Below are 13,390 nucleotides of genomic sequence, written 5' to 3' on the forward strand. Positions count from 1 at the left end.
GATGGCCCGGACCCAACAGCAGCGCCGTGCGGACACCATCGCGCGGCTCCTCGACGCCAGCATCGAGACCATCGTCGAGATGGGTTACGCCCGGGCGTCGGCGGCGATCATCGCCAGACGGGCCGGTCTGTCGGTCGGTGCGCTGTTCCGGCATTACCCGACCATGGGTGACTTCATGGCCGCCACCGGTCATGAGGTGCTGCGCCGTCAGCTCGAGCGGTTCAGCAAGCAGGTCGCCCAGATACCGCCAGGTGAACCCGCACTTCCCGCAGTGCTTCTGGTGCTGCGCGACGTCACCGCCAGCGACACCAATGCGGTGCTCTACGAGCTGATGGTGGCCGCCCGTACCGACGAGAAGTTACGGGCCACGCTGCACGACGTGCTCACCGAGTACAGCGCGAAGATCTTCGAGACCGCCGGCGCCGTCACGCCGACCGATCAACTCTCCGATGACACCCGGGCCGCGGTCACGGCGATCCTGACGAACACCTTCGACGGTGCGGCGATCCTGCGGCCGGTGCTGCCGGACCCGGATTTCGAGGCCCGCAAGCTCGCGGTACTCGCCGATATGCTCAGTCGCTACTGAGACTGCTCGGGTGCGCGGGCACCCTCGAGTGCCACGGCCCTGGCCAGTTGGGCGTAGCGCAGTTCGAGATCCTTGAACCGCAGATAGGTGCTCAGCGTGGTGAACAGGAACGCGATGACCAGTGCGTACTCCAGCAGATCCGCGCCGCGGGCCACGCCGAGCTTGTTCGCCAGCAGGGTGGTGTCGTCGGGCCGCAGGATCGCGTACACCGCCGCCACCGCGAACAGCAGATATCCGACCTTCACCCAGGCCTTGGCGCGGGCGCTGCGGCGTGAGCGCAGCAGATACACCAGCAGTGTGATGACCGCCGCGATCAGCAGCAGCTGAATCCAGTTCATCGCGGCATCCTTCCTCGCAGCAGGCCGTCGAAGACGATGTTGACGCCGTTGATCAGCGGTTGTCCCTTGGATTTCGAGTAGTCCGTGTACAGGATCTCCACAGGTTCTTCGGCCACCCGCCAATGCTTTTCGCCGGCGAGTGTGATGATCTCCGACGCGTGGCTCATCCCGTTCATGGTGATGTCCAGCTCCTCGGCGACCTTCCGGTTGAACACCCGCAGACCGTTGTGCGCATCGGTCAGGCCCAGCGCCCGGCTCCGCGGGCTCAACCACGCCGCGGCGCGCAGCACGAACCGCTTGACGGGCGGGGTGTGGCTGACGGCACCGCCGGCGAACCGGGTACCGATGATGAGATCGACGTCCTCGGTGGCCAACCGGTCGATCATGGCGACGACGTCCTTGATGCGGTGCTGGCCATCGGCGTCGAACGTCACGAAGACCGCGGCGCCCGGCCGGCTGCGGGCGTATTCGACGCCGGTCTGAATGGCCGCTCCCTGACCGAGATTCACCGGATGCCGCACCAGATGTGCGCCGGCCCTGGCTGCCGCGTCGCCGGTGCCGTCCTGGCTGCCGTCATCGACGCACACCACGTTGGGCAGGACCGCGCGGATATCGGCGAGCACGTCGGTGATGACGCTCGCTTCGTTGAAGGCGGGGACGATGACCCAGACGTCCGGGTACGGCGTGTCGATGCGGACCAAACTACACGCGATCGGCGGTGGCCAGCGCGTACAGGTGCACGGCGATTCCCACGATCGGCCCGCACAGCAGCGCCACGATGGTCCGCGTTTCCAGGCCCAGCGGAAGCAGTAGCAGCGCGATCGCGGCCAGCGTGGCGCCGACCCACCCTGCCGCGTACGCGCGGTGCAGCGCCGCCGCCACGGCGGCCGCACCGGTCAGGGTCAGCAGCGCGATGGCCACCGCACCCGCGGTGAACCAGGCCAGCAACCCGCCCGCGGCCTGATAGTCGGGGCCGAACGCGCTGCGCAGCAGCCACGGCCCGGCCCACCAGGCGGCCAGCACGCCGAGGCCGCCGATCGCGGTCACTGCCGCGGCCGGAACCACCAGGGCGTGCAGACGGCGGTGGCTCTGGTCCACGAAATGCGCGATCAGGTTGCCCTGCATGGCGGTCAGCGGCACCAGCAGCGGCGCCCGGGTGAGCGTGACCGCGAGGATGACGACACCGCCGGCGGCGCCCAGTTCGGGGGTGGTCGCCTTGAGCAGCACCGGGAAACCCATGATGAGGACGGCGCTGGCGCCGGCCGCGGCCACCGAGTGGAAGGCTCCGGTGAGAAAGGTGCGTGCGCTGCCCGCGGCCGTCAGCCGGGCCGCTTCGCGGGTGGCAGGCGACAGCGCCAGCAGGATCAGCCATGCCACCGAACCGGCCACGGTGGCCCACAGGAATCCGGCCAGCCCCCAGCCCAGTACGAAAGCGGCCGCGGCGACCGCCACCCGGATGGCGGCATCGGTCACCATCAGCGACCCGTACTGCGTCCAGCGGTCCACCCCGGCGAGCATCCCGAGCAGCGTTGCGTGCAGGCAGAATCCGGCCAGTCCGACGCTGAGCAGGACCACGCTCAGCAGCTGGTCGGCGGTGAACACATGGGCCGACCACAGCGGCGCGGTGGCAACGATGAGCAGTGCGGCGCCGATGCCGACGACGGCGGCGATCCGCATCGGCCTGGTGGTCTCGGCCGGGGGGAGGTGCTGGCCGCGCATCGCGCGGACCTCGCGGGTGGATTCCTGCAGCAGGCCGTTGGCGGCGCCGCTGACCAGACCGAACGCCCCCCAGAACACCCCGAACAGGGAGAACCCGGCGGGTTCCAGATCACGGGCGGCCAGATAGAGCACGGCGTACCCACACAGCGCGGACAGTGCGGTGGCGAGACCGACGCGGGCGACGCTTCCCCGCGTCACCGGGCCCCTCGCCGGCACTGCCGCGCTGGCGTCGGTCACAGGTCCGGTACGTCCTTGGAGTACAGCCAGCGGTCCCACAGCGGGCGCAGGGACACGTCGGCGTGATTGGCCGCCAGTCCGGTGAAGTCATCGGTGACGGCGGTGCTGTGCCGGTAGCGGGTCGTCCAATCGCGAAGCAGCGCAAAGAAATTGTCATCGCCGATCACGCCGCGCAGGGCGTGCAGGGTGAGCGCGCCGCGCTTGTACACCCGGTCGTCGAACATGTCGGCCGGGCCGGGGTCGGTCAGCAGCAGATTCTGCGGTGAATCCCGCAGCTTGCGGTGATAGGACCGCGCCCGCTCGTCGGCGCCGGGGCCGCCGGACTCCTCGGACCACAGCCACTCCGCGTAGCAGGCGAAGCCCTCGTGCAGCCAGATATCGCGCCAGCGCCGCACCGTCACCGAGTTGCCGAACCACTGGTGGGCCAGTTCGTGGGCGATCAGCCGTTCCGCGGTGCGCCTGCCGTCGCAGTGATTGGCGCCGAAGATCGAAAGTCCCTGCGCCTCAAGCGGTATCTCCAGATCGTCATCGGTGACGACGACGGTGTAGCCCCCCTCCAGTGGGTAGGGCCCGAACTGGCGGGTGAACAGCTTCATCATCTGGGGTTGGCGGCCGAAATCGTGTTCAAAGTTGCGCCGCAACCGATCTGGGAGCACCGCGTGCATCGGCACCGGGCTCTTCTGCAGCCGGTGGCGGCTGTACTCACCGATCTGCAGGGTGATGAGGTACGTCGAGGTGGGCTCGGCCTGCTCGTACACCCAGGTGGTGTGGCTGGCCCGCACCTGCTTGGACAGCAGTTCACCGTTGGCCAGCGCGTAGTACGGGCTGTCGGTGCTGATCCGGATGTGGAAGCTGGCCTTGGCGGCCGGGTGGTCGTCACACGGGAACCAGGACGCGGCGCCGTTGGGCTGCCCGGCCACCAGGGCGCCGTTGGACAGCTCCTCGAAACCGACCTCGCCCCACAGGGTTCGCAGCGGTCTGGGGGTTCCGCCGTAGCGGACCGCGATGGTCATCGCCGCACCGGCGGGCAGCGTGGACCCGAGCGTGACGTGCAGCTTGCCGCCCGTACATCGGAACTGCCCGGGCCGGCGGCCGTTGACCGTCACCTTCGACACCGACAGCGCGTCGGACAGATCCAGGGTGAAGGTGCGCAGTGCGGCCAGCGTGACCGCGGTGATCGTCACCGTCCCGGCGAGCCGGTTGATCGCCACCTTGTATTCGAGATCGAGTTCATAGCGCGACACCCGGTAGCCGAAATTGCCGTTACGGGGCAGATACGGGTCGATCACCGGGGGCTGGTGTGCCGCCTTGCGTGCGGCTTTCTTGGCGGGTCTCACTGGGCATGCTTCTTCGGCCGTTTGATCGTCCATGGTGCAATCGGGTTGCCCTGCCACCTGGTCCACGGCGGGACCTCGTCACCCCGCATCACCAGCGACGCCGGGCCGACGGTGGCTCCTTCGCCGATACGGGATGCCGGCAGCGCCACGCAGTGCGGGCCCAGCGTCGCACCCTCGTCGAGGATGACGGTGTCCATCCGCATGATCCGGTCGTGGAACAGGTGGGTCTGCACCACGCAGCCCCGGTTGACGGTGCTGGCGCTGCCGAGGGTGATCAGATCCGCCTCGGGCAGCCAGTAGGTCTCGCACCAGACCCCGCGGCCGATCTTTGCGCCGAGCCCGCGCAGCCAGATGTTCATCACCGGGGTGCCGGTCGCGGCCCGGGCGAACCACGGCGCGGCCACCGTCTCCACGAAGGTGTCCGATACCTCGTTGCGCCACACGAACGACGACCACAGCGGGTGTTCGATGGCGTCGATACGACCCACCACAAGCCATTTCGCGGCCACCGCGATGGCACCGGCCACCGCGCCGGCGATCAGCAGCACCAGGCCGCCGGCCAGGGCGGTCCAGCCGTAGCCGATCGCGTCGGCCAGGTGGTGCAGCGACGCCAGCACACCGACGCCGATCGCGAAGGTCACGATGACCGGGATGATGCGGCAGGTCTCCACCACCGAGCGCATCACCCGCAGCTTGACCGACGGGTTGAAGGTGCGGATCGCGTCGGCGGCAGTGGGTTTGCGGCGCAACCGGATCGGCGGGCTGCCCAGCCACGACGAGCCGGCCTTGGCCTTGTGCGGTGCCGCGGACAGCACCGCCACCAGGCCGTCGTCGGGGACCCGTCGTCCCGGCTGGGTGATACCGGAGTTGCCGAGGAACGCGCGCTTGCCGATGGTGGCCTTCGCGACGTGGATCCATCCGCCGCCGAGTTCGTAGGAGGCGACCATGGTGTCGTCGGCCAGGAACGCTCCGTCCTGCACCTCGGTGAATTTGGGCGTCAGCAGTGCGGTCGAGATCTCGGTGCCCTTACCGATTTTCGCGCCCAGCAGGCGCAACCACCACGGTGTCAGCAGGCTGGCGTAGATGGGGAACAGGTAGTTGCGCGCGGCGTCCATCAGCCGCTCGGTTGCCCACAACTGCCAGCCGACCCGGCTGCGCACCGGGTGATAGCCCTCGGTGAGGCCGGCCGCGAGCAGCCGCACCCCGATCACGGTCAGCACCGCGTACACCACCATCGCCACCAGGGCGGCGATCGGCGTCCAGGCCAGGGCCGGGATCAGCGCGTCGGCCGGGGTGGCGGTGCCGCGGACGGCCCAGCCCAGCACCGCGAGCCCAGCGGCCAGCGCCGCCAGCGGCAGCGCACCCAGCAGCATCGACGTCACGCTGTAGAAGGCCACCCACACCGGGGCGCGGCCGGGCCGCTCCAGCGGCCAGGGATGGCGTGCCTTACCGGATTTCGCAGCGGGTGAGCCCTTCCAGTACTGCCCGTTCTTCACCTTGCCGACCACACCGGAACCCGCGGCCACGTCGGCGTTCTTGCCGACCACCGCCCCCGGGAACAGGGTGGTGCGCGCGCCGATGGTGGAGTCGTTGCCCACGGTGATCGGCCCGACGTGGAATACGTCGCCGTCGATCCAGTGCCCGGTCAGGTCCACCTCGGGTTCGATGGAGCAGCGGTGGCCGAGGGTGAGCATGCCGGTGACCGGCGGCGCGGAGTGCAGGTCGACACCCTTGCCGACCGTATTGCCAAGGGCGCGTGCGTAATACACCAGCCACGGGGCGCCGGCCTGATTCTCCGCACCGCTGGCCTCGGCCAGCCGCTCGGCGAACCAGACGCGCAGATGCTCCGAACCGCCGCGGCGGTAGCTGCCCGGTTGCAGTCCGGACAGCAGGGTGCGGGCCCCCAGCACGGCGATTCCCATCCGGCCCGGCGGGGTGATGAAGATCAGGAACCCGGCGATGATCCACCACCAGTTCGCCGGTGCCGCCCAGGGCACCAGCTCGGTGGCGGCCGCGATGTTGTTGAGGATGGCCAGCCAGATCACCCATTGCAGGCCGGTCAGCGTCGCCAGCGGCACCGACAGCGCCACCTGCGTCAGCTGGGTGAGAACCGGTGTCGGTGCCACATCGCGGCGCACCACCTCCGGCGGCGGGGCCAGCTCGTCGAGGTAGCCGGCCAGCGATCCGAGCCGGGGATGGTCGTACAGGTCGGCGACGGTCACCTGGGGATAACGGCTTCGGACCGCGGTGACCAGCTGGGCCGCCGACAGCGAGCCGCCGCCCAGGGCGAAGAAATCGGCTTCCGGGCCGTCCACCGACGCGGCCAGCACATCGCGCCACAGGCCGGCCAGCCAGCCCATGGTGCCACCGAGGTCGGGCTCCTCCTCCGCGGCGGCGCCGGGCGGCGGCCACGGCAGCGCGTTGCGATCGACCTTGCCGGAGGTCCGGGTGGGCAGTTCGTCGAGCAGGACCAGCCGGGGAACCAGCGCCGCGGGCAGCGCGTCCGACAGCGCGGTGCGGGCCGCGGCAAGGTCGAACGCCGGGTCGGCGCTGGCGATGTAACCGACCAGCAGGGGAGTGCCGCTGGTGGTGCGGCGTACCGCGGCCGCCCCGCCGCTGACACCGGGCAGGTTCACCAGCGCGGCGTCCACCTCGCCCAGTTCGATGCGGCGTCCGCCGACCTTGACCTGGTCATCGGCGCGGCCCTGGAAGTACAGGCCGTCGGCCTCCAACCGCACCAGGTCCCCGCTGCGGTAGGCGCGCTCCCAGCCCAGCGAAGGCATGGCGGCGTACTTCTCGGCGTCCTTCTCGGGGTCCAGGTATCGGGCCAGGCCGACGCCACCGATGACGAGTTCGCCGGTCTCGCCCAGTCCGACCGGCAGCCCTTCCTTGTCGACGACGACGAGGTCCCAGCCGGGCAGCGGCAACCCGATGCTCACCGCGGACTTCCCGTCCAGCGGTGCCGCGCACGCCACCACGGTCGCCTCGGTGGGGCCGTAGGTGTTCCACACCTCGCGGCCGTCCACGGCGAGTCGTTCGGCCAGTTCGGGCGGGCAGGCCTCGCCGCCGAAGATCAGCAGCCGGACCGCTTCCAGCGCTTCGGCGGGCCACAGCGCGGCCAGGGTGGGCACGGTCGAGACGACGGTGATGTCGCGGGTCACCAGCCACGGCCCGAGGTCCATACCGCTGCGCACCAGCGACCGCGGAGCGGGCACCAGGCACGCACCGTGGCGCCAGGCCAGCCACATCTCCTCGCAGGACGCGTCGAAGGCCACCGACAGTCCGGCGAGCACCCGGTCACCGGGGCCCAAGGGGGCGTCCGTGAGGAACATCCGGGCCTCGGCGTCGACGAAGGCGGCGGCGTTGCGATGGGTGACCGCCACGCCCTTGGGTGTGCCGGTGGATCCGGAGGTGAAGATGATCCAGGCGTCGTCGCGGGTGAGCGGTGCCGCGGCGCGCCAGCCCCGCGAGGAACCCGGGCCGCGCACCAGGCCCGCGTCGGTGATGATCGCGACCACCTGTGCCTCACCGAAGACGAGCGCGGCGCGTTCCTCGGGATCGTCGGCGTCGACCGGGACGTAGGCGCCGCCGGTGGCCAGGGTGGCCAGGATCGCGGTGTAGAGCGCGTAGCTGCCCGAGGCCATCCGGATACCGATGCGGTCACCGCGGCCGATGCCGCGCGCCGCGAGCCACTGCACGCTCTCTTCGATATCGCTGACCAGCTCGGAATAGGTCAGCTGAACGTCGCCGTCGTCGATCGCGGGGGCATCCGGGAAACGGTTCGCGGTGTCGTAGAGGACGTCGATCAGGGTCCGCGGTGGAGCTGCCGCCGGGGAAAGAAGGTATTGGGTAGGGATGGCCTGCCCGGGCTCCGCTGTCACTGTTACAAACTACTAAGCCGGCCGACCGGCCCGCGCGCGGCGCGCTGCCCGAGCCTGTTCCCTTGAAGTCGTACTGATCGCAACCATTGGCCGCTCGCGGGCATGTTCCTACCGTGGGGGTGTGCGGTTATTCGTGGCAGATGAAGCGTGGAGTGAACTGACCTCCGGTCCCGAGCCGGTGGTCCGGGTGGCCGCCGACGACCTGCAGCAGGCGCGCCGGGCCCGCGACCGGCTCCGCGGCGGCGACGGACAGGTCGCCGTGATCCTGGACGTCAGGGTCGCCGTGGCCGGGGACGTCCGTGCCGCCTATGCCTCGCTGGGTCCCGACGAGTCCACCCGTGGCGTCCGCTATGCCGGCACCGTGAGTGGACTGGCCGGGCTGATCGCCGATATCGAGACCGCCGGGGTGGCCGACGGCGTCACGCTGGTGGGCGGGACCTCGCCGGCGGACCTGGCCGAGATCGGCCGCAGCGTGCTGACCCTTCTCGAACAGCGCCACCGCGCCGCCTAGGTTTTCAGCAGCTGCTCCAACGACATCGCCGCACCGTCGGCGACGGCCGTGTCGTAAGCGTCGTCACCGAGGGCCGCCCGGGCGGACCGCGCGGATTCGGCATGGTCGCCGTCGTAGACCGCGAAACGCACCGCCCCCTGTTGCCTGCGGAGCGCGTCGGCGGCCCCGAGCAGGCGGGCCGTTTCCCGAGCGTTGTCCGCGGCCAGCGACAGACAGTCCAGGACATCGGGCAGGGCGCCGTGGGCGTCGGCCTCGGCGGCCACCGAGAGTGCCCGGCGGGCGTCGAGTGCCGCGCCGTCCCGGTCGCCGGCGCGCAGCCGGCGTCGGGCACTGGTGGCGAGCACCGTGGCCAGATGCCAGCCCTGCATGGCCGGTGACACCTCGTCGATCCATTTCTCGGCCGCCCGCAGATCGCCGCGCGCGATGGCGATGTCACCGACCGGGTGCAGGTTCATCGAGGCCAGATGGTGGTGTTCGGCGAGCAGCTCGGTGGCCAGGCGGCTTGCCTCGTCGGCCGCCTCGACATTGCCGTCGGCCAGGTGCGCGGCCGCCACCGCCGCCCGTGCCTGACCCACCCACATGTCGCCGAGCCCCGCGGCCGCGGTCATTGCCGTGTTCGCCGACCGGCGGGCCGCATCGGTGTCGCCGCGGCGGGCCAGCACGTGGGCGCCGGTGATCAGTGCCTGCGCCCGGTGCAGCGGGTCCTTGCCCGCGGCCGAATCCATGGCGGTGGCCTCGCATTCGGCGGTGGCCCGCACCAGTTCGCCGGCCAGCATGGACGCCGCGCCGTAGCCCCAGCAGCGGCAGGCCCTCGCCACGTAACCCGCACCGATCGCGGTGGCGACCGCCAGGCCCTCCCCGCCGGCGATCCGCGCCGTCACCGGGTTCCCGGCGCCGGCGATCGCCGCATAGGCGCGCCAGCTCAGCAACTCGGCGAGATGCCAATCGTCGCCCAGTTGCCGGGCCAGCCCGATCGCCTCGTCGAAGTAGCGGTCCGCGGTGGCCCTGGTGAAGACCGAATTGCTGCAGCACGCGATCAGAGCGCGCAACAACAGCTCCGGATCGTCGAACTCCCGGGCCAGCAGCAGCGCGCTCTCGGCTTGTTCGAGGCCTTCGGCGGCGCGCACCGAGGCGTCCAGGAACATCTTGTCGGCGATGGCCCGGGCACGCGACGGAGTGCGTGCCGAGTCGCCGTCGCTCAGCGCCGCGGTGAACCATGCCAGTCCTTCGTGCACCAGCCCCCGCGCCAGCCACAGCGGCGGCAGCGAGGACGCCAGTTGCAGCGCGAGTGCATTGTCGCCGTTGCTCATGCTCCAGTCGAAAGCCGCACGGAGGTTGTCGATCTCGGTGTCCGCCTGGTCGATCCGCTGCGTCCGGTCCGGGGTTCCCGGGGCGCTGATGGTGGCGGCCATGGCGGTGTAGTGATCGCGGTGCTTGCCGCGCAACCCGGAGGTCTCCCCGGAGTCGGCGAGCTTCTCCAGGGCGTACTGGCGAACGGTCTCCAGCATCCGGTAGCGCGTCGGGCCGCCGGTGGTGTCGGCGCTGACCAGTGACTTGTCGACGAGCATCGTCAGCAGGTCCCGGATCTCGTACCCGGGTACCGACTCGTCCACGCACACCGCTTGTGCGGCAAGCAGATCGAAACCGCCCATGAAGACCGGGCAGCGACGGAACAGGATGCGCTCGGGTTCGGTGAGCAGATTGTGCGACCAGTCCACCGAGGCGTGCAGGGTCTGCTGTCGGTGGGCGGCCGACCGGATGCCCCCCACCAACAGCCGGAACCGGTGTTGCAGGCCGTCGAGGATGTCGGCCAGGGACAGTGAGCGGACCCGGGCGGCGGCCAGCTCGATGGCCAGCGGTACGCCGTCGAGGCGCCGGCAGATCTCGGTGATGGTCGTCGCCGCGTCGGTGGTCACGATGAAGTCGGGATTGGCGGTGGTGGCGCGCTCGATGAACAGCTCGATGGCTTCGTCGTCGAGGGACAGTGACGGGACCCGCCACACCACCTCGCCGGGGACGCCCATCGGTTCCCGGCTGGTGACCAGGAATGTCAGGCCCGGGCAGGCGCGCAGCAGGTCCATGACGACGGTGGCACTGGCGTCGAGCAGGTGTTCGCAGTTGTCGAGCAGCACCACCAGATCACGGTCGCCGACGGATTCGATCAGGGTGTCGATCGTCGATCTGCCGGGGCGGTCGGGCGCTCCCAGGACACGTGCGACGGTGCTCGTCACGAGTGCCGGGTCGGTGATCGAGGACAGGTCCACGAACTTCGCGTCGTCGAAGCCGTCGACCACCTGCAGGGCCAGCCGGGTCTTGCCGGTGCCGCCCGCGCCGGTGAGGGTCACCAGCCTGCTCTGCTTGAGCAGGCGTGCCACCTCCTCGATCTGGTTCTGGCGTCCGACGAAGCTGCTGAGCTGCAGCGGCAGGGTGCGGCTGGCCGGCTGCTTGGCGGTCCGCAGTGCGGGGAAGCTGTTGCGCAGGTCCGGGTGGCACAGCTGGCTGACCCGCTCCGGCCGGTGCAGGTCACGCAGCGGGTAGGTGCCGAGGTCGGTGAACCAGGCCTCCGCGGGCAGGGCGTCCGCGACGAGTGCCTCGGTGGCTCCGGACACCACTGTCTGACCGCCGTGGGCGAGATCGCGCAGCCGGGCGGTGCGGTTGACGGTGGGGCCGGCGTAATTGGCGGCGTCGCGCATCTGCACCTCCCCGGTGTGGACACCGATGCGCAGGGTGATCGGCGCCAACTGGGCGAACTGGAAGTCCAGCGCGCATGCCACCGCGTCGGCGGGCCGCCGGAACGCGATCACGAAACTGTCGCCTTCGCCCTGCTCGAGGGGGCGGGCACCGCCGTGTACGGCGGTGAGTTGGGTGATCACGGTTTCCATCGTCGCGACGGCGGCGGCCATCTCGTCGGGCCGGGTCTCCCACAGCCGGGTGGAGCCTTGGACATCGGCGAGGAGCAGCGTCACGATGCCGGTGGGCAATTCGGTCATGGGCCGGCACCTCCCGCGTCGGAGTCTGGTTTCGACCATGGTGACACGCTTAAGTTGCACGCGCGTCAGAGCGGCTGGCGTCGCCCCGATCTGCACGCATCGCCGCGACGATGACTAATCCAATCCGTGCATTAGTTGGCACTGAATCGGTCTTGGACATGAATGGATCGGCGTCTTAGCGTTGGTGTCATGACTGCCACCCTCGCCAATCAGCTGACCGGCCAGATGATCATCGCGGGATCGCCCGTCAGCGGAAGCGGTGCCGAGATTCGCGGATTCGATCCCACCGCCGGTCAACCACTGGAACCTGCGTACCGGCACGGCGACAGCGCCGATGTGGAGGCCGCCGCCGCCGCGGCCGCCGCGGCATTCCCCGTCTACCGGGCCACCACGTCTGAGCAACGCGCCCAGTTCCTGGAGGCCATCGCCGCCCGCATCGAAGCGGTCAGTGAAACCTTGATCGCGCGGGCCGTCGCCGAGAGCGGTCTGCCCCAGGCCCGCATCACCGGCGAGGTCGGCCGCACCACCGGTCAGCTGCGGCTGTTCGCCGGGGTGCTGCGCGAGGGCAGCTGGAACGGTGCCCGCATCGACACCGCACTGCCCGACCGTGCCCCGCTGCCCCGCCCCGATATCCGTCAGCGCTTCATCCCGCTCGGCCCGGTCGCCGTGTTCAGCGCCTCGAACTTTCCGCTGGCCTTCTCCGTCGCCGGCGGGGACACCGCATCGGCACTGGCCGCCGGCTGCCCCGTGATCGTCAAGGGGCACGACGCGCATCCCGGCACCTCCGAGATCGTCGCCCGCGCCATCACCGAGGCCGTCGCCGAGAGCGGCCTGCCCGCCGGGACCTTCTCGCTGCTGTTCGGCACCGGTCAGAAACTGGGCATCGAACTGGTCACCGATCCGCGGATCAAGGCCGTCGGCTTCACCGGGTCCCGCACCGGCGGAACGGCTCTGGTCGCGGCGGCCGCCGCCCGCCCCGAACCCATCCCGGTCTACGCCGAGATGAGCTCCATCAACCCGGTGTTTCTGCTCGACGGGGCGCTGAGCACCCGTGGCGCCGAACTCGGCAAGGCGTTCATCGGCTCGCTCACCATGGGCTCCGGCCAGTTCTGCACCAACCCGGGCCTCGTCATCGCCGTCGACGGCCCCGGGCTGGACGCGTTCGTCGACGCCGCCAAGGAGGCCATCTCGGCCGCGCCGGCCACCCCGATGCTCACCCCGAACATCGCCCGCAGCTACGCATCCGGGGTCGAGTCACTCGCCGGGGCCGCCGAACTGGTCGCCCGCGGCACCGAGGGCAGCGAGACCTGCGGTCAGGCAGCTCTTTTCAGCACCGATGCGAACAGCTTCCTGGCATCCGAGGACCTGCAGGCCGAGGTATTCGGCTCGTCGAGCCTGATCGTGCGCTGCGCCGATGCCGCGGAGGTGGCCGTCGTCGCCCAGGGCATCGAGGGCCAGCTCACCGCCACCGTGCACGCCGATGACTCCGATGTCGATGCCGCAGGCGAGTTGCTGCCGCTGCTCGAACTCAAGGCGGGCCGGATCCTGTTCAACGGCTGGCCCACCGGCGTCGAGGTGTGCCACGCCATGGTGCACGGCGGCCCGTTCCCGGCCACCTCGGACTCCCGGACCACCTCGGTCGGTGCCCGCGCCATCGAGCGCTTCCTGCGCCCGGTCGCCTACCAGGACGTTCCGAATGCACTGCTGCCCAGCGCCATTGCCGACGGAAACCCCGATCGCCTGTGGCGCCGCATCAACGGCCAGCTTTCCCAATCCTGAACCACACCCACA

The 13,390-nt window shown here is 70.3% G+C and carries 9 protein-coding genes; 3 read left to right on the forward strand and 6 right to left on the reverse strand.

The window, feature by feature from the left end; all coding sequences use genetic code 11:
- The first annotated feature begins 1 nt into the window (after position 1).
- Positions 2-586 (forward strand): TetR family transcriptional regulator, encoded by a 585-nt coding sequence (locus AC1DTF_RS09235; RefSeq protein ID WP_057170783.1) that lies wholly within the window; start codon positions 2-4, stop codon positions 584-586.
- On the opposite strand, the gene AC1DTF_RS09240 is transcribed toward AC1DTF_RS09235, so the two are convergent.
- From AC1DTF_RS09240 to AC1DTF_RS09260, 5 genes are read right to left on the reverse strand one after another with little or no spacing between them, the layout of a single operon-like run.
- Positions 580-924 carry a DUF2304 domain-containing protein gene (locus AC1DTF_RS09240; RefSeq protein WP_057170784.1) on the reverse strand — a complete coding sequence of 115 codons (345 nt, stop codon included), beginning with the start codon at positions 922-924 and terminating at the stop codon, positions 580-582. The two genes, AC1DTF_RS09235 and AC1DTF_RS09240, sit on opposite strands and share 7 nt — an antisense overlap.
- Positions 921-1,616: a glycosyltransferase family 2 protein gene (locus tag AC1DTF_RS09245; protein ID WP_477473868.1), complete on the reverse strand. Its 696-nt coding sequence runs from the start codon at positions 1,614-1,616 to the stop codon at positions 921-923. The genes AC1DTF_RS09240 and AC1DTF_RS09245 overlap by 4 nt, the downstream gene beginning before the upstream one ends.
- 10 nt (positions 1,617-1,626) lie before the next feature.
- Entirely contained in the window at positions 1,627-2,880 is a 1,254-nt protein-coding gene (locus AC1DTF_RS09250; RefSeq protein WP_477473847.1) for a polysaccharide biosynthesis protein, read from the reverse strand.
- Positions 2,877-4,250, reverse strand: coding sequence for a M1 family metallopeptidase (locus AC1DTF_RS09255; RefSeq protein WP_477473848.1), 1,374 nt, complete (start codon positions 4,248-4,250; stop codon positions 2,877-2,879). The genes AC1DTF_RS09250 and AC1DTF_RS09255 overlap by 4 nt, the downstream gene beginning before the upstream one ends.
- On the reverse strand, positions 4,214-8,098 hold the full coding sequence (locus tag AC1DTF_RS09260; protein ID WP_477473849.1) for a Pls/PosA family non-ribosomal peptide synthetase: 3,885 nt from the start codon (positions 8,096-8,098) through the stop codon (positions 4,214-4,216). Before AC1DTF_RS09260 ends, AC1DTF_RS09255 begins: the two co-directional genes overlap by 37 nt.
- A gap of 133 nt (positions 8,099-8,231) precedes the next feature.
- On the opposite strand from AC1DTF_RS09260, the gene AC1DTF_RS09265 reads away from it, so the two are divergent.
- Positions 8,232-8,609: a hypothetical protein gene (locus AC1DTF_RS09265; RefSeq protein ID WP_477473850.1), complete on the forward strand. Its 378-nt coding sequence runs from the start codon at positions 8,232-8,234 to the stop codon at positions 8,607-8,609.
- On the opposite strand, the gene AC1DTF_RS09270 is transcribed toward AC1DTF_RS09265, so the two are convergent.
- The gene (locus tag AC1DTF_RS09270) at positions 8,606-11,599 is read right to left on the reverse strand and encodes an ATP-binding protein (protein ID WP_477473851.1); all 2,994 of its coding nucleotides are present in this window, start codon (positions 11,597-11,599) and stop codon (positions 8,606-8,608) included. The two genes, AC1DTF_RS09265 and AC1DTF_RS09270, sit on opposite strands and share 4 nt — an antisense overlap.
- Positions 11,600-11,788: 189 nt before the next feature.
- On the opposite strand from AC1DTF_RS09270, the gene AC1DTF_RS09275 reads away from it, so the two are divergent.
- A complete protein-coding gene (locus AC1DTF_RS09275; protein ID WP_477473852.1) occupies positions 11,789-13,378 on the forward strand; it encodes an aldehyde dehydrogenase (NADP(+)) in 1,590 nt (529 codons plus the stop codon).
- Positions 13,379-13,390: the final 12 nt, after the last annotated feature.

The organism is Mycobacterium sp. P4_H6, from assembly GCF_056400845.1.

Coding starts and splice junctions, on each gene's coding strand:
- AC1DTF_RS09255 (WP_477473848.1), bottom strand. CDS start 4,250: ATGGACGATCAAACGGCCGAAGAAGCATGCCCAGTGAGACCCGCCAAG.
- AC1DTF_RS09275 (WP_477473852.1), top strand. CDS start 11,789: ATGACTGCCACCCTCGCCAATCAGCTGACCGGCCAGATGATCATCGCG.
- AC1DTF_RS09240 (WP_057170784.1), bottom strand. CDS start 924: ATGAACTGGATTCAGCTGCTGCTGATCGCGGCGGTCATCACACTGCTG.
- AC1DTF_RS09235 (WP_057170783.1), top strand. CDS start 2: ATGGCCCGGACCCAACAGCAGCGCCGTGCGGACACCATCGCGCGGCTC.
- AC1DTF_RS09270 (WP_477473851.1), bottom strand. CDS start 11,599: ATGACCGAATTGCCCACCGGCATCGTGACGCTGCTCCTCGCCGATGTC.